At 45.9% G+C, this 16140-nt stretch carries 18 protein-coding genes and 1 pseudogene; all 19 read left to right on the top strand.

What is annotated here, in order from left to right:
* Positions 1-470: pseudogene (locus KO531_RS21170) on the top strand (P-type conjugative transfer protein TrbL); the annotation flags it as partial.
* A 54-nt stretch (positions 471-524) separates the two neighbouring features.
* Positions 525-1223 (top strand): VirB8/TrbF family protein, encoded by a 699-nt coding sequence (locus KO531_RS21175; RefSeq protein WP_012198013.1) that lies wholly within the window; start codon positions 525-527, stop codon positions 1221-1223.
* Positions 1223-2101, top strand: a complete 879-nt coding sequence (gene trbG, locus KO531_RS21180; protein WP_012198014.1) for a P-type conjugative transfer protein TrbG — start codon at positions 1223-1225, stop codon at positions 2099-2101. Before KO531_RS21175 ends, trbG begins: the two co-directional genes overlap by 1 nt.
* A gap of 2 nt (positions 2102-2103) precedes the next feature.
* Entirely contained in the window at positions 2104-2544 is a 441-nt protein-coding gene (locus KO531_RS21185) for a hypothetical protein (RefSeq protein WP_219252170.1), read from the top strand.
* A complete protein-coding gene (locus KO531_RS21190) occupies positions 2537-3832 on the top strand; it encodes a TrbI/VirB10 family protein (protein WP_219252171.1) in 1296 nt (431 codons plus the stop codon). Before KO531_RS21185 ends, KO531_RS21190 begins: the two co-directional genes overlap by 8 nt.
* Positions 3833-3897: 65 nt before the next feature.
* Positions 3898-4707, top strand: coding sequence for a hypothetical protein (locus KO531_RS21195; protein ID WP_251069036.1), 810 nt, complete (start codon positions 3898-3900; stop codon positions 4705-4707).
* 13 nt (positions 4708-4720) lie between these two features.
* Positions 4721-6199 carry a hypothetical protein gene (locus tag KO531_RS21200; RefSeq protein ID WP_012198018.1) on the top strand — a complete coding sequence of 493 codons (1479 nt, stop codon included), beginning with the start codon at positions 4721-4723 and terminating at the stop codon, positions 6197-6199.
* Positions 6196-7308 (top strand): hypothetical protein, encoded by a 1113-nt coding sequence (locus KO531_RS21205; protein ID WP_219252172.1) that lies wholly within the window; start codon positions 6196-6198, stop codon positions 7306-7308. Before KO531_RS21200 ends, KO531_RS21205 begins: the two co-directional genes overlap by 4 nt.
* Positions 7305-7751, top strand: coding sequence for a hypothetical protein (locus KO531_RS21210; RefSeq protein ID WP_219252173.1), 447 nt, complete (start codon positions 7305-7307; stop codon positions 7749-7751). Before KO531_RS21205 ends, KO531_RS21210 begins: the two co-directional genes overlap by 4 nt.
* A 177-nt stretch (positions 7752-7928) precedes the next feature.
* Positions 7929-9665: an ATPase, T2SS/T4P/T4SS family gene (locus KO531_RS21215; RefSeq protein ID WP_251069037.1), complete on the top strand. Its 1737-nt coding sequence runs from the start codon at positions 7929-7931 to the stop codon at positions 9663-9665.
* Positions 9662-10687, top strand: coding sequence for a hypothetical protein (locus tag KO531_RS21220; RefSeq protein WP_219252174.1), 1026 nt, complete (start codon positions 9662-9664; stop codon positions 10685-10687). The genes KO531_RS21215 and KO531_RS21220 overlap by 4 nt, the downstream gene beginning before the upstream one ends.
* 102 nt (positions 10688-10789) lie before the next feature.
* Complete coding sequence (locus KO531_RS21225) at positions 10790-11311, top strand: hypothetical protein (RefSeq protein WP_012198023.1); 522 nt, start codon at positions 10790-10792, stop codon at positions 11309-11311.
* A 22-nt stretch (positions 11312-11333) separates the two neighbouring features.
* Positions 11334-11840: a hypothetical protein gene (locus KO531_RS21230; protein ID WP_251069038.1), complete on the top strand. Its 507-nt coding sequence runs from the start codon at positions 11334-11336 to the stop codon at positions 11838-11840.
* Entirely contained in the window at positions 11837-12787 is a 951-nt protein-coding gene (locus tag KO531_RS21235; RefSeq protein WP_219252175.1) for a hypothetical protein, read from the top strand. The genes KO531_RS21230 and KO531_RS21235 overlap by 4 nt, the downstream gene beginning before the upstream one ends.
* A 13-nt stretch (positions 12788-12800) precedes the next feature.
* The gene (locus KO531_RS21240) at positions 12801-13490 is read left to right on the top strand and encodes a hypothetical protein (protein WP_219252176.1); all 690 of its coding nucleotides are present in this window, start codon (positions 12801-12803) and stop codon (positions 13488-13490) included.
* 291 nt (positions 13491-13781) lie between these two features.
* Positions 13782-14780, top strand: a complete 999-nt coding sequence (locus KO531_RS21245; protein WP_219252177.1) for a trypsin-like serine protease — start codon at positions 13782-13784, stop codon at positions 14778-14780.
* Between the two features lie 68 nt (positions 14781-14848).
* A complete protein-coding gene (locus KO531_RS21250; RefSeq protein WP_219252178.1) occupies positions 14849-15520 on the top strand; it encodes a hypothetical protein in 672 nt (223 codons plus the stop codon).
* A gap of 65 nt (positions 15521-15585) precedes the next feature.
* Positions 15586-15849 carry a hypothetical protein gene (locus tag KO531_RS21255; protein ID WP_012198029.1) on the top strand — a complete coding sequence of 88 codons (264 nt, stop codon included), beginning with the start codon at positions 15586-15588 and terminating at the stop codon, positions 15847-15849.
* Between the two features lie 3 nt (positions 15850-15852).
* A complete protein-coding gene (locus tag KO531_RS21260; protein ID WP_048908723.1) occupies positions 15853-16059 on the top strand; it encodes a hypothetical protein in 207 nt (68 codons plus the stop codon).
* The last annotated feature ends 81 nt before the right edge of the window (positions 16060-16140 follow it).

A 16140-nucleotide genomic window follows, 5' to 3' on the forward strand; every position in this document is an offset into this window, starting at 1 on the left:
CAACGACCGCAGCACTCACGGCCGGAGCCATTGCCCTTGCCTCTGGCGGAGGGGGGCTGCTCAAGAATGCATGGTCACAGGCTGGCGGAGACGGAGGGGACAGCGGAGGTGATGGCGGCGGAGGCAATGACCCCGCAACGTCACCGTTAGCTGAAAATAATGATGGCGGCGGTGGGGGTGAAGCAAATGCCTCGCCACTGCCTCGCTCGCACGGGAATGACAACGCTGATTTTCAGGGTTCGATATCCGGTAGTGAACAGTCTCCTTTAAATGCAAACCCTCAAGACAATGGCAGTGAGCAAGCAGCACCCAAATCGTCCTTAGCGAGCAAATTTGTCACAACCGCCAAAATAGCCAGTGGCGCGTTAGCAAAAGAAGGGGCCAGTAGCGCTAAAAAAGCGTTCTTAAGTTCACAAGACACATTCATCGGTCGTGCTGCAAATTCATTAGCCCCCAACAAGAAAGATTAATCCCACTGATGGTGGGGTTTCCCGCATATAGCAAACATATCAATAGGAATTTATATGGAAAACACCCCAAGTGAGGTGAGCGCATCCTCACAAGATGAATTAACGCTTCTCTATGCCCGAGCACGGCATGAGTGGGATGAAAGGTTAGGCGATACCCTGTCTCAAAATAAAAATCTCAAACTGATCACCCTCGTAGCACTGTGTATTGCGCTCGCTGCCGTTTTTGGGGTTATTTACATTGGCTCTCAAAGCAAAATAGAACCGTATGTTTTTGGGATGAATGAGGGACAAGTTATTGCGTTACAAGCGGCGAAATCAATGCCTGCAGATGACCGAAAAAAACTCGAAATGACGAAAATAGGGGAAATTGTTGAGTACACCAGAACAGTCTTCACCGATATCAACGCTCAACGTACTTTTGTACTAAAAGCCTATGCTCATCTTCGCAGTTCAGATCCTGCATTTATGCAAATTAACACCTATTTGAGCCAGACCTCACCGCCCAATGTTCGTGCTGAAACTGAAGTCGTTACGATAAAAATAGAAAGCATTTTACCGTTGGGCGACAAAGCAATGACTTATCAGGTGGAATGGACGGAACTCATTACGGACCGTAAAGGGGTCCCCAAACCGTCACAACATTTCAAAGCTGCGGTAGAAATCTATTATTCACTCCCCACAACCCCTCAAGAATTCATGAAAAATCCATTGGGCTTATGGGTTAAATATTTCAACGTTACGGAGCGTTTTTAATGCGATATCCCCTCATTATTACGGCATTACTGTTCTATATCCCAATGGCAGCTGCAGAGTCATTTGACGACGATTACCCCGTTCCCTCCTTATCCTTGAAAGAAAATTCAGCGCTGGCGTTATCTGATGCATGGATTGAAAAATCGACCCAACCTATCACCGATGGGACCGGACGAGTGACGTACTACTTTGGTGATTCATTACCATCGGTCGTGTGTTCGCCGATAAAAACCTGTGTCGTTGAATTAGAAGATGGAGAAATGATCGCCCAATCCGGATTGCAATTAGGGGATAGTGCGCGTTGGAAGGTGTCAATGGCCGTGTCTGGCATGGGTGCAAATAAGCGTACTAATTTAATCATCAAGCCCACCGACATTAATCTTGAAACCACGATGACGGTAGCAACCGATAGACGCGTCTATCAAATTAAGTTGATTTCAGACGCAGTGAAATGGATGCCCTTTGTTGCGTTCACTTACCCAGAACAGCGCCAAATGGAGTGGGAAGTCTACAAAGCCGCCATGGTTCACGAGATAAAACAAAACACCCTTTCTGATGGGGCCTATATTCCAGAACTGGATTTTAATTATCAGGTCAATGGCAAGGCGTCATTTAAACCGTTACGTGTTTATAACGATGGCGTCAAAACGTATGTCGAAATGCCCTCCCAAGTTGAACAGGGCAGTTTACCCATTATTTTAGTCGTCAACGGTTCACAAAAAGAACTCGTGAACTATCGATACCAAAACAGTTTTGCTCAAGATGATGGTCGGAAAATCAACGGTCGATTCATTATCGACCAGGTATCCAAAGAGCTGATCCTAACGATGGGTGTTGGAAGTGATCAGGTATCCATTTTGGTTAAGCACAAGGGCTAAAAATGAAAATCATATTTGCCGCAATATTGACGTTGCTGTTGGCAGGTTGTGCAACATCGGATGTCAATTATTACGATTTCCCCGTGAGCAAGCCTGACCAAATACGGGTCGCTAAAGACTTAGCTTGGCATATAAAAGAAAAGCATGGCGCAAATGCCGTATTCAATTTCAATTACCCCCAGTGGTCAACAGGGACGTTTTTTTCTGAAGCGCTTGAAACGGAACTCAGACGACTAGGTATTGGTGTTTACGTATCCGATACCCCACAGAGTAAACATAACGATCTGTACTACACGTTATCAAAACTGAATAACAGCCAGTTTTATATCCGAGTCGTCGTAAACCAACAGTTTTCATTTCAGCGAATTTGGATATACCAAGACGATGAATTATTTCCGTTGCCAACGACCACAGTTTTTAAAGGAGTGAAGAATCGTGACTAAGATTTCAGCAATGGGCGACCCCACCCAACATCACCAAGGCGCGTCACTCAAAAAGACCCCAATAAAAATCATATTTTTTGTCATGGGTATACTGCTCTTGCTCGTTCTGTATGTCATAGCGTCGAAAGGACAGCAGAAACCTCAAGAGCCCAGTGCAGCAGAAGAAACCCAATCGAGTCGTAACAATAATGGTAACTCAGCGGAAATTCCGCAGGCACTGCAGGGGATTGGCCAAACGCCCCCGTCCATCCCCGCAGCTGACGAGCCACCACCCAAACCCGCATCACCGGATTACCCAACGAGCCCTGATTATAATTATAGTGACAATAGTGGTTATCAAAGAGAAGCTCCCCCGTCTCTGGAAGAACAACTCCGTATTCAACAAATGCAACGACTCGCAGATTTTAGAACCCAACAACATCTCGCGGCATTGGTGGCTGATACGGAAATAAAAATCAATGACAGCATCACTCAATCGATGACAAAAGAACAAACGTCTAGCATGAGTGAAAACGATAGTCTGATCATGCAAGCAAAAAAAAAAATGACTGAGTTACAACAGAATTTAGGAGGCAACCCGTTTATCTCTTCTGCTATGGCAGAACCGATGATGCAACAAGCCGATCCTAATGGCCAAGCCCAAAAAGCCGCATTCTTAGGGCAACAACGCAGTGATGATTATCTGGGATATACCAGAACTGAACCGCTTTCACCCTACGAGTTAAGTGTGGGGACACTCATCCCCGCCACGTTAATAACCGGTATGAATTCGGATATTCCTGGGGCCATTACTGCTCAGGTATCACAAGACGTTTACGACAGTGCCACGGGTAAACACTTGCTCATTCCGCAAGGAGCTAAGTTATATGGTGTATACGATAGCAACGTGTCCTATGGGCAAACTCGCGGGGTGTCGGCATGGACACGGATAAACTTCCCCGATGGTACTCGGCTTAATCTGGCGGGAATGGGGGGTACTGATACCGAGGGTTACAGCGGTTTTGCCGATGAAGTCGATAACCATTATTGGAAAACATTTGGTAATGCATTTTTACTTGGCATGATCTCCGGTGTTGCACAAGCTGGTATTAGCGAAGATAGCAAAAATGGTGATACCAAAAGCGCAATTGCAGATGGCGTAACTCAACAGTTTGCGCAAACGGGATCTACATTGATCCAGAAAAACCTAGATGTGCAGCCCACCATCAAGATAAGACCAGGATATAAATTTAATATCATGGTCAATAAAGATGTGATGCTATCCCCCTACAACAAACGCACTCGTTAGCCATTCAGCCCCCCCTTATATAACTCTTTTCATGCGACTTTTTGTAAAGCCGTTAAGGAACTATTTTGTCCAAAAAAATCGCTTTTATGCTCACTATTCCACTACTCCCCACCATGGCATTTGCTGCCCAGCCATGGATTGAAAACGAATCAGCAACCTATTCGAAAGAGGGAATTGTGATCAATGCCGAGGTGTTAAGAAAGACACCCGCACCGACACCGGCAACACTCCCCAAACGTCAAAAAGTGGAGGATGACACTTTATTTAATGACACGCAGGCCGTCACTGAAGAACCCAAATTAGCAATAACAGAGCCAGTGGCTGTGGCTGTTACTGAACCGGCAGTGATCACCCACAACTTATTTATCTACCCTGACGAATCCTATTTTGATGCCATTAATCGTTGGCTGAAAAATGCTGGCTACCAAAATGTGGCATGGTCTATCGACGATCACACCGCCGAGGAACTGAAAAAAAATCCAGCCGGTATTGTCAGTTTCGCAGGTTCTGTCAGAACCGTGCTCCCGACGTTATCTAAACAACTTGGTGTGCCATTTTATTTATCTGAAACATCCAACCTTGCCGCGATTCACCAATGGCATAACCGCGAGGTCCAAATTGTCATGGTCAGAGGCTCCTCGATGAAAGTGGCCATCGAGCAACTGGCAAGCGATTACGGTTGGAACTGGAGTGATGACACGACAACCAACAAAAGTTGGTTAGCTAAAAACGATTACCCCTTTTCGGGGAGCTACCCCCTCGTGACGCCAAAAAATGATATCGCTAAGGCGCTGCGGGTGGTTTTAGAAGGTTATCCCATTTCTGCAAAACTGCTCACTGGCACTCAATCACTGTTCATCGTAGATACCCAATAATTAAGGACATAAAATGTCACTGTACAAAAAATTGATAGTAACAGCATTGGTTGCAACCCTTGCTGGCTGTGTTACTCAAGATTTTAAGGACACGAAATCGGCGGCGGATAATATTCATAACCAGATTGGTGAGCACAGCCAATCGCAATACACCTCGCAAGTTTCCAACATCATCAGGCCGCCCATTTCAACTACGCCATTAGCCGTAGAAAAAAACATCCCTTGGCTCAATGATCCTGTCTCTATCAACTCAGTGGATATGCCGTTATCGATGGTGATATCTCAAGTGTTAGCCGGCGCGGAATATCAAAACAAACCGATTAAAATCTGGTTTGACGGCGACGTAGACCCTAATCAGCGCGTCACATTGTCGTTTAAATCCAGCCGAGAAGACGTGCTCAACTTATTAGCGAGGCAGACCCAATACGGTATCAACACCACAGAGGATAAAGTCAGCATATCGCGCTTTGAATCTGAGCTATTCGTCATTCATTTACCACAGGGCACTTACAGTGGCCAGCTCGGTTCACAGGGTAGTTCGTCTGGCTCGGGTGCCATGGGCAGCAGCCCTCGCGTCGAAGGGCAGTATCTCAATACCGCCTATAGCAACGTCGATTCTGTCACAGAGATCGTTACCGGCATCAAAGCGTTGCTGAAAAATGATGAGAGTGATGATGATAAATTAGTCGGCAGTGTTGAAGCGATCAAGTCTCTTACCGCTATCGCGGTACGCACTACCCCTGACCGCATGGTCAATGTTCGCAATCTCGTTAACAGCGTACAAGAGCAGTTTGGCCAGCAAGTGGTACTTGATATTCGCATCCTCGAATTTCGCTCTAATCGCGGAAAAGAGCGCAGTCTAGATTGGAACATTATAAAAGACGTGGGCAATGGGTCGCTGGAATTTATGATCCCAGGCACCACAACCGTCTCGCAAGGCGCAAGCTATGGAATGGCATTTAGAGGCACGGGAAAATGGGATGGCACCGCCGCATTTATTAGGGCATTAGAGCAACAGGGCACCGTCTCAACAGAAACCCCTATCACCGCGCTAGGCCTAAGTAATCGACCTGCTCGTATCGCTCAGACAATGACAACCCCCTACATCGATGAGATCAAATCCGAGTCTAACGACAAAGTGATCACCGCATCCGTGACAAGAGCATCACAGAGTGAGGGCGTGGATATGATGATCACCCCCAAAGTAATGGATGATGCCGTTTGGCTCAGCATTGCGGGAAAACTCACAAAAATCGTCGGGAAGCGCAATGAAACAGTGCATGACGTTCAATTACTGTTTTTAGATACTCGGGAATCAGAAATCAATTTTACTAACAAATTATTGTATGGCCAAACGGTGGTCATTGGTTCCATTAAGCAGACCAGCACGACTGCTGAAAGCAATTCAAATTTTGGCGTACCGAGCGGTGAAGGCACGTTAAGCAACACAGTTGAAACCCTCGTATTGCTGACACCAAGGAAAGTGCAATGATAATCCCACGATTAGCCGCGCTCCCCAATAGCGCGGCGCTACGCGAACACCGTTCGCGATATCCCAGTCAGTTTGAAAAAATCATTAAACACGATGAGGGAATAACCCGTTATTACAGTGATTCCGCTGCAACGTGTATAGGCGAATGGGTGTTAACCCAATTTGTCCCTGCGCACAGTGAATGGTTATTGCTGCTACCGATGGACAACACGAACTGGTATGGCTTACACGTTAATGCCGGTCGCGTACAGACTGAATCTGTCGAAACGAGTCTGACAGCGTTAATCACTCGGTTAGCATTCGAATGTGAGCACAGCGAGCAACTGTATTCATCAGACAGTGATATTCCGCTACCCGCTGACTTAAAAGCGAAATGCTCGACCGTTAACGCATTTAATCTACACGCTATCGCGAATCAATTTGTACTCAAAAAGAGTGAGCGATTTCCTAAAAAAATCATATTGGGATTAACGGGGGCCATCATAACAAGTGGTGCGCTGTGGTTTGCTCTACTCAATCCACCTGCGGTGAAACAGAACAACCAACACGATCCACTGGCACTGTGGATCACTCAATTAGCGCAAACACCCACGGCTGAAAGTGTTTTAGAGCAAAGTCAGTTGTTACTCAATTCGACTCGGTTATTACCCTCCCAGTGGCAGGTCAAATCGACAACGTTATCTGGGACTCAATTAACATTACAACTCAGCACAGATGCACCATCCGCAAACCGAGCGGCTTTACTTGCATGGCTATTGGCTGAGCGTAACGAATTGCAGTGGAATGACAGTGGCCAACAACTCACAACTAACATCCCATTGAATACGCAAATGCAAATTAACCCGCTCGGAAATTACCCCGAGCAACTCTATGAAGAATTGCGGCTACTCAATGCGGGTAATTTAACGATCAATCATATCGGGATCACCGGTGCCGTCGACTTGTGGACGATTACCGGTAAATTTTTACAAACCGCACTTTCCCGCCCGTCGACTCTCGCCAAGTTGTTCAAAGACAAACCTGTTTTTGTTCAGGAGTACAGCACTCAGCAGGGGAGTGAAGGGCTGGATATTACATTTTCATTATCTATTTTAGGGTCACCACAATGAATAAAAATAGGCTCATTTTGATAGTCGCGTTACTCAGTCCATCCGTTTTCGCCAACGATTCAGATGCACACGTTCAGCAATTATTGGACTTAGCACGTCAAACCGAGATTAATAACGCCAAGGCCGAAGCTGCGGCAGCAAAACTTAAATTGAATGACCTCAATAAACAATTAAGCCCTCCGGCCGTGATTGCGCCTGAACCTGCGATTGAAAAGCTATCCAGAACATCCCCCACTGTACTAGACACGATTCGTCTAAAAAGTTTAGTCACGACTAACGGCGTCACGACAGGCTGGATAGCAGTTGACAGTGAATTGGTGGAGATTAAAAGAGGGTCACGATTTGGCTCTATAGCGATTATCGAGCTGACCAGCGAGTCGGTGTTATTGAGTGATGGCCAACGTCAAAAGCGACTTTATGTTGCAGGTCAAGGTAATCAATGAACGAGAATCGTTTAAATATAAGAATCGTGTCAGGTCACACTAGGCAAGGCAGAACAACGCTCATTGCGGCGGCGCTAGCGTTAAAACAGTCTGACAAGACTCGAACATTACACGTTCTAGATGAGCCCCCTGAGATTGAACTCTCCCAGAATGTGCCGCAATTGATAAGGAAAGTTCATGAGCGATAATTTATTAAAAAAACTGTGGCGATTTTTACGCCAAAGTCAAAATCAGATTGAGAATGATGGAGGCTCGACTCAAACAACATTGACCGATTTTGATACCGATATTATCGTGAGTCACAAATTGAAAATGTGGTATTACCAAGGCCGCAACGTCATCGCGTTAACCAATGGAACCATCATCACCAGCGATTTCCGCGCAGAAAAGCTCAGTGAAATACGTGAACACATTCGAACTAACCCCGATATTTGCCAAGGCCGATTTTTTGGGCAATCGCTACCCATCAAGCTGACCACCCCTGATGTTATCGAAAAACTACTTGAGCGAGGAAGCCTACTTCTCGAACACAAATCTGAAAAATTAGTGGATACAGAAGTCGCGCAGCACCTGACCGAGTTAATGCAAAAAGCCGTGTTACTGGGCAGCTCTGATATTCATATTGAGTTATACGAAACGGAGACTCAATTCTTTACACGGGTTGATGGCCGGCGGATCTATCTGCAAAACACCATTCCGCTTCACGCTGTAGGACTGCGATTGTTCGGCTACATTTTCACGTCTCTCGCGGTTGATACTGATGATGACTTTTTCATCAAAAAAATCAACAACGGCAAAATCGAAATGGTCCTCGATTGTCCGACCGATGACAAAATGACTGAACGGCGGGAAACCTTATGGCGGATTGCGTTTATCCCAGCAAAAGGCGGTGGAAAGGTGACAATGCGTTGGCTCAACGCCAATAAAAAAATCCCACCACTCACGAAAATGGGACTTGAGCCTGGTCATATCAACATATTGAAAGCGTTTTGCGAGGGCAACTCAGGGCTAATGATCATGGCAGGTAAAACAGGCAGTGGAAAATCTACGCTGATTGCCGCGTTGCTTAAGCTGTTTGGTAAAGATAGGTCGCTACACGCATTGGAAGACCCGCCAGAATTTGACAACGGCATCCCACAGACTCACGTCACGCCGAGTCTTAAAAAAGGCGGCGACGACTTGTTAGGCTTCAACTTTTACTCGAAAGCACTCTTACGCCATGACGTTGATGTTGAGTTACACGGGGAAGTACGGGATCACGATGGCGCAATGGAAGTCACGCGCAAAGGCGAGACGGGCCAGATTATGTTTACCACACTGCATACATCGAGTGCGGCAGGTATTGGACATACACTGACAGAACAGCTACACGTTCCGCTTGCCGTCGTCGCCGCACCGGATTTGATGCGTATTTGGGCGTATCAAACACTGGTAAGGACACTGTGTAATCATTGCAAAATGACCGAAGACGCTGCTAGAGCGTTTTATATCAAAAATAATGAGGAGCATATTTTCGATGCAAAACTAGTACAAACCATTGCGCTCGTCGGTGAATCAAAACGCTCAAAAGTGCTTTATATGAATCCGTTAGGGTGTTCGCATTGCACACAAGGTGAAAAAGGCAGAACGGCGCTCTTTGAAGTCATAGCTCTCGATGATGAAGATCGCGGCTTTATTCAGCGTAAAGACTATCTCGGCTGGAATGTGGCACTGAAAAATAAGGGCTACAAAACAGTGCGAGATCATGCGATTCATAAAATTTTGAACGGAATGATTGATATCGATACCGCGTCACGCAAGGTAGCAAATTTAATTCCCATCGCGACACAAACCATTTATGCCCAACTTAACTACGATGAAGTTGATTCAACGCTCTTGCGGCCAATTGCAACACCGGAGCTTAGAACACAATGAGAATACGCAAAAAGTTAAAAAAGCAGCATCAGTTAAAGTTACTGTCCGATTTATATCGGTTGGCCAAGGCAGGTTTAAAGCAGGCAGAGGTCGCCCAACAACTGATTTTGTTCGGCAGCAAAACCCACAAAAAGATCGGCAGAGAGATCCACGAAGCCTTAATCAGTGGCGGTAAATTTGCCGAAGGACTCAAGCCATGGATAGACCCATTGGCGTGGGAAACCTTACTCGCGAATGAAACCACGGGTAACTGGGCAAAGGGGCTTGAAAACGCAAAATTAGCGGTATCAACGCAAAATGCGGCCACTGGCCAATTGTTTGGTGCATTATTGTTCCCGATTATTGGACTGATAACGCTGTTTGCACTGGCGGCAGCCAATGCCACCCAATTCTTACCCATGTTTGAAGAGATTATTCCGCAAGCTCGTTGGGGTACGTGGACAAACTACGCATTAGGATTTGGCCAGTTCAGCGCGGCATGGGGCAGTGCGCTAGTGATAAGTGTTTTTGTGTTCATTGTTTTCTGTTTGATCACATTGCCATTTTTTACGGGTGCAGTACGAAAGTCGGTTGATAATTTTCCGTTATATCGACAATACAGACTGATCCAGATTAGTACACTACTCAGGTCAATGAGCGACCTGAGCCAAGCGGGTTTTGGTCTTAAAAGTATTTTAATTCAATTAAAAGAAAACACGTCTCCTTACCTGCGTTATCACGTCAACATCATGTTAGCGAGAATAAGCGAAGGTGAAACCAATCTTGGGAACATCATGAATACCGGAATATTGAATCTATCAGAACAATATTCAATGCGTATTTTAGGTCAGATAGATGGCTCGACGACGACGGAAACACTGCGTAATAGCGCAGAAATCCACCACGATTTACTCATGTCAGAGTTGAATATCATCAAAAAATATGGCGCTGATGCGATTAAAATCGCAGCCGCTATTATCGGTTTATTAATGGCAGGGGGGATTGCTCAACTATTACTGCAAATCACGACAACGCTTCGATAACACCTCAATTTTCACACACCCATGTTCACACCCAATAGTCTCTGATCGCAGTATTTCGCTAGCGTGAACGGGCTTTATTTTATTTAAAAAAGGAAGTACTTCATGTCAAACCAAACGATGAGCACCAACACCGTCAACAACTTCATGAAAAATAAGCAGCGTGGCGCGCAGTTACTCGATATGAGTTTAACCTCAATGATCTTCATTGGTGCACTCGTCACTATCTTGTTGATGTACCCAACAATTTCTAAAAGCATGAAGAGAGCGTCATTTCAAACAGATGCAGGGATGATTATTGCTGCCGCCAATACTTGGAAAATGGGACGCTCTAACTTCACTGGCGCGAGTATGGCTGAATTATGTAAAGGCTCATTACCAAAAGGGGGTTCTATTTGTGGTACCGCTAACACCGGCACCGGCACAAATCACTTTGGTGGTAACTGGACACTTACCACCGGCTCTAATCCTGGGTTACTACAGTTAACCAGCACATTCCCTAACGATCCTGAAGTCATCGCGCTACTTGCAGATGCCATGGCCCCCTCAACCCGTGCGAACTGCCAAGAGGCGGCAGGATGTAGCTCTATCAGCAGCACAACCAGTTCGCTTGTCATGACCTACTAAGTTAATTTTTCGAGGACATAACATGCTTACATTCCAGCGAGGCTCTGCCTCGTTGGGTATTGCTTTGTCGATATCCGCAACACTTGGCGCGATTGTTTTTGTATTAATGTTGGCAAGCCCATTAGCGGCTTATCGGGATGCTATCGCGATTAAATCCACGCTGTCACTCATCGAGACGCAAGCCAACTTGTCTTACAGAAAAAAAGTGATGCTGAGCCGATGCGTCACAGACAACGCGCCAATGACAATCCAGCGGTTAATCAACGAAAAACGTATCCCAACGGACGTTAATAGCGGGTTACACACGTTTGAAACCCGCTTTACCAGCATCAACATTAACGGATGGACACGGCCAAACTATTTAGAAATACGCGTGACATTTGCCGATAGCGCTGCGCTTGAAGCAATCGCGTCTCACCTCAACCCCACGATATATCAGCCATTGACGTTAGTTTTTTTAACGCCAATTCAGATTGATGTTACCGACAATCTGAGTCATTTCGATAAAAAAACAGGGTGCCTACAATGACAAACTTACACAGGCAGCGCGGCTTCGGCGTCGCCTCGATGCTCGGGGTTGTATTCGCCCTCGGGGCCTTTAGCTTTTTTTTGATGGAACTATCAACGATTGTTCAAACGCAGAACATTAAACGCAAGGGCAAGATGTTTTATGCCCAAATTGCGGATATTCGTGATGCGATCCGTATGCATCAAGTCGATAAAATAGCGCAAGGCCAATCAGGAATTTATCTCTTTCCTGCTGGCTGGAATGATTTAGTGCCTAACTATTTGCCTGACTGCTCGACGACTGACAATCAAGCCGGTCGATGCCGCATGCCAAGTCAAACAGGCTGGGGAGGGGTGATTACTCTCACGAGAGTTGCGGCCACGGTATTAGCACCAAGCCACAACTTGATTGTTATCCCACTCCCGCCGGTTAACGCTGAGTTCAAATTTGAACACGATGTGCATGTTAGCGAACTGCTGCAATTGCCGTTCGCGCGTTACAACGAATCGGCCAATACCGTGTCATTTCAAGTACATCGGAACGGTGATGAACTTGAACATGACGGCTTAGTAAAACGCTCAGGGGACGATTCCACTCTCACAGGTGATTGGGACGTGGGCGGCAATTATGCCATTACCAACGTCAAAGACGTGATCGTGCGTAACAGTGATGGCAGTCAACGCAGCTTGGCAGCGGGGACCGTCGCCATGGTCGCAAAACACGATCAACGCATTGATAAGCACAAGTGCCCCACCGGATTAACACCGGATATCGTCACCGGTATTAAGGGGATGTTTAACAAAACAGACCCATTACTTACATTTCGTAATGTCAGTGCCAGCCGCAGCTATACCGTGGCCAGCTCAACTTATTGGACGGTCAAACTCGACTATTTCGCAGAATTTGAAGGAACCATGACCGAGTTTCACGATGGTGAAGTCAACGTTACTCTTATTTGTAAACCCTAAAAGGATATACTCCATGAAGATACCAAAAGCCCTTAGCGCCCTGTTCCTAACCATCATGACCACGACAATCGCGGTCGGCGCAGAAGAGAAAATGACCTATGAGAAAGCCATGGCGTCCCACAAAGCGACCTATGGTAAATACAGCACCCAAAGCATTACCGAAGCCCAGAGCCAAAAATCATGGGACGACTATAAGCAAAGACCCGAAATAAGCCCTTCTGGGGCAAACGATGGCGCACTGACCGAAGTATGGTCAGGAAAAGCAACATCAATAAAAAATACATGGGGGGAGGGGGCATTTTTAATACAGCTAGCCGATCCTTACCAACCAACTGACACCGTCGCATCTTTGTGGTTAAAAGTAGATGGTTCTAAATTACAACGTAGCAGTGCTGTCAGCATGTACGGATATGAAAAGAGTTGGTTTGTAGAATACAAAAATAACACTTTTTATGGCGTTGGCGTTAGAGAATCTACCCCTTCTATCATATCGATCGCTAAACAAGAGATTGCGATAAAAATGTATAACGATTGCACACCAGGACAAAGCGAAGGTACACAAAACTACAGTTGTGCAAACCCTTCAATTGAAAAACTTTGCGAGAATGGTTATAGAACTCGCACATGCGCATCAAACGGCGTGTGGAATCAGTGGGAAGTCAAAGCTCCGCTTTGTGTTCGCCGTGACCGAGAGTGCCCATAAATACCGAGTTAATACCCCAAAAAAATATTAAATATCCCCACTTATTTTTAGCGGGCGATCTAAACAGATCGCCTTATTTAAGCCCAGCCCCACCCGTTTAACGAAACGTTCATTTTAATCAGCTTATCGGTTTAGACGCTTCTCCACGGCCTTAAAATAGGTTTTCTTATGGTGTAAAACCCCTAAGCATAACCGCATTAAACCCTTATTTAATAACAACTTATGATGGTTGACACTCTTAAAAAAGAGGATCACAATAACGCTATAAACAACGAAAAGGATTGCCGTAACATGAAAAAAACACTTCTCGCTATCGCACTACTGAGCTGTTCAACCAGCGCCTTGGCCATCAAAGATGGCACTGCAGTGGATTGGTCAAAAAATGATGACATGGTAAAGATGAACTGCACTGGCACATTGATAGCGGGCAAGTGGGTATTAACCGCCGCGCATTGCAGCAAGAATGCCCCTCAAGGGGTAAGCACAGTGAATAACGGGCGTTTTACTGCAACCGCAAACAACTATCCCGCTGGCGGCCCAATAGCCCTTGATATAGGACTATGGCAACTCAATGGTGTCCCTGACACACACGCGATTCAATTTCTATCGATGCGAAACGTAGAAGAAGGTGAACACATTCGGATCACCGGCTTTGGGGCTGGCGTAGGTCTACAAGATTTAGCTTATGCTGAGCAAATCGCCATTCCACCAACGGAGGGCCGTCCTGAATGGCTGACCTTAAAATTTACAGGTAATGGACAAACGATAGGTGGGGACTCAGGGGCTCCTTATACTGACGCGGATGGCTTAATCATTGGGGTGAGTACTCATGGCGGCATTGATCATGAGACAGGGGAGCAAGCTTCGGGTTCACGCTTAAGCTATGCCAAAGATTTTATTCTAGAGCACATCAACGCCTGGCATTACCCAACGGTCGCGAATACCCCAACAAACGGCGGCACCATCACCGTAAAAGTGCAGAGCTTACACATCGACAGTGTTGTCGATAACGCCACAGCCAGCGGTGATGCAACAATCACCGGCGGAACGTGTTCTGGTGCGATAGTAAACTCATTTGATATCTGTAGTTACGACGTTGCGAGTAATGGTTATGAGGGCACAGTCACACTGGATGACAATCAAACCATTACCATCAATAAAGGCCGAACTAAACCCGTCACGCCCCCAACGCCAGACCCTGAAACAGGTTCTAGTGGCGGCGGTTCTCTGGGCTTCTTATCGTTATTGAGTCTGCTAGGACTAGGGCTATTACGCGTTAAACAAAAATAACGCGCCCTAACCCAAGACTTGAGCCCCATTACTGCACAGTGTGGGGTTTTTCTTTGGGATTTTTCGTTATGCACATCGAGCTCAAACTGGTATTAACTTTGGTGTTAAGCCTCTCCTTGTTTTATGTATTGCAAAAACTCCATTTCACGAGCCTGAAAAACCGAACGATAAACTTACTCGATGCGGGGTTTATTCGTGCCAGACTCGATTTAGCATTGAGAATATTTGCATTCTCCCTGTGTCTCGCGTTGCCTCCGCTACTGCTGTTCAGTGATGTATTTTCCTTACTGTTTCCTTTGGGTATTTGCATCACATTTTGCGTAGTCGCCAGCGTATTAATCAGCCCTGAACTCACACTTTATCCTGGTGCGAAACTGATTATCACAAAGGCGCTTTTTAGTAACACGGTCCACCTTCATCTTGCACAGCCCTATCAAGATTTTGACCGTGAAACTTACCAAGAGCTTTTACAACTGGTGTCACGATTACCGGCTTATCAAGTCCGTCAGATTATGCTCAGTTCGCCCATGTTTTATGACTCAAGCGGCAAACTCAGAAGTTTTACGTTATTAGAGACACTGCTGACCCGCAAAGGGGCGACATTGACTCACGCAAAAGGGCGTTTTTGGCAAACGATACTCGGCACGTTAAGCCTGGTCATGTGTGCCGATACCCGAAAAAAAACCAAACGGGACAATATCAAGTTTACCCATTGGCACACCCTATACATCACCCTATGAGCCAACAGAACTCGAGCTGGATTAAATGTCAGTTTAAAAAGGTCTCAAACTAAAAGGAAAATCGAATGAATACGACGGAAAGTAATTCTATAGCTGTAGCGGTATACGAAGAAGCCTATCAACGTCTGCTTGAACGTCCTGATGTGAAAAAGGCACTGTTTCGACTAGAGATCGCCCAAGCAAAGCACGATAGCGTCAGTCGAAAATTAGGTAATGGTTCGTCGGTAGTGTCCCTCGATGATCTCTCGTTTTTGGAAAGCGAACTTGTAGCCGCTAAAGCAGATTTCGAAAGCAGAGTTAGAGAAATTGCTATACTAAAGGAGCGTTAAACAATGACGTCATTCAACACAACAACACGAGTCCCTGAATTACCAGAGAAGAAATCCTCTCGTAAATCCTCACAGCCACGAAAGGCACAGCAACCCGAGTCCGCAGAGAAAAGACGCGTTCAATCTAAGATTGAATTTATTCATGAGCTACGAGCCCAAGGGCTTGAGCAAGCCGAAATTAATGAAGCACTGAAATTTCAGTTTTATTAATGAACACTCAACGTCATCAACTTGCAGGGTAACCCGCTCAATTCTTCACTTCACCCGTTAATGCCTCAATACAGGCTTCAA

Origin of the sequence: Shewanella sp. NKUCC06_TVS (assembly GCF_019345515.1) — a bacterium.
In the GTDB taxonomy this organism is placed as follows: Bacteria; Pseudomonadota; Gammaproteobacteria; order Enterobacterales; family Shewanellaceae; genus Shewanella; species Shewanella oncorhynchi.

Coding starts and splice junctions, on each gene's coding strand:
- trbG (WP_012198014.1), top strand. CDS start 1,223: ATGCGATATCCCCTCATTATTACGGCATTACTGTTCTATATCCCAATG.
- KO531_RS21235 (WP_219252175.1), top strand. CDS start 11,837: ATGACAAACTTACACAGGCAGCGCGGCTTCGGCGTCGCCTCGATGCTC.
- KO531_RS21260 (WP_048908723.1), top strand. CDS start 15,853: ATGACGTCATTCAACACAACAACACGAGTCCCTGAATTACCAGAGAAG.
- KO531_RS21185 (WP_219252170.1), top strand. CDS start 2,104: ATGAAAATCATATTTGCCGCAATATTGACGTTGCTGTTGGCAGGTTGT.
- KO531_RS21205 (WP_219252172.1), top strand. CDS start 6,196: ATGATAATCCCACGATTAGCCGCGCTCCCCAATAGCGCGGCGCTACGC.
- KO531_RS21250 (WP_219252178.1), top strand. CDS start 14,849: ATGCACATCGAGCTCAAACTGGTATTAACTTTGGTGTTAAGCCTCTCC.
- KO531_RS21240 (WP_219252176.1), top strand. CDS start 12,801: ATGAAGATACCAAAAGCCCTTAGCGCCCTGTTCCTAACCATCATGACC.
- KO531_RS21175 (WP_012198013.1), top strand. CDS start 525: ATGGAAAACACCCCAAGTGAGGTGAGCGCATCCTCACAAGATGAATTA.
- KO531_RS21230 (WP_251069038.1), top strand. CDS start 11,334: ATGCTTACATTCCAGCGAGGCTCTGCCTCGTTGGGTATTGCTTTGTCG.
- KO531_RS21255 (WP_012198029.1), top strand. CDS start 15,586: ATGAATACGACGGAAAGTAATTCTATAGCTGTAGCGGTATACGAAGAA.
- KO531_RS21215 (WP_251069037.1), top strand. CDS start 7,929: ATGAGCGATAATTTATTAAAAAAACTGTGGCGATTTTTACGCCAAAGT.
- KO531_RS21225 (WP_012198023.1), top strand. CDS start 10,790: ATGTCAAACCAAACGATGAGCACCAACACCGTCAACAACTTCATGAAA.
- KO531_RS21220 (WP_219252174.1), top strand. CDS start 9,662: ATGAGAATACGCAAAAAGTTAAAAAAGCAGCATCAGTTAAAGTTACTG.
- KO531_RS21200 (WP_012198018.1), top strand. CDS start 4,721: ATGTCACTGTACAAAAAATTGATAGTAACAGCATTGGTTGCAACCCTT.
- KO531_RS21245 (WP_219252177.1), top strand. CDS start 13,782: ATGAAAAAAACACTTCTCGCTATCGCACTACTGAGCTGTTCAACCAGC.
- KO531_RS21210 (WP_219252173.1), top strand. CDS start 7,305: ATGAATAAAAATAGGCTCATTTTGATAGTCGCGTTACTCAGTCCATCC.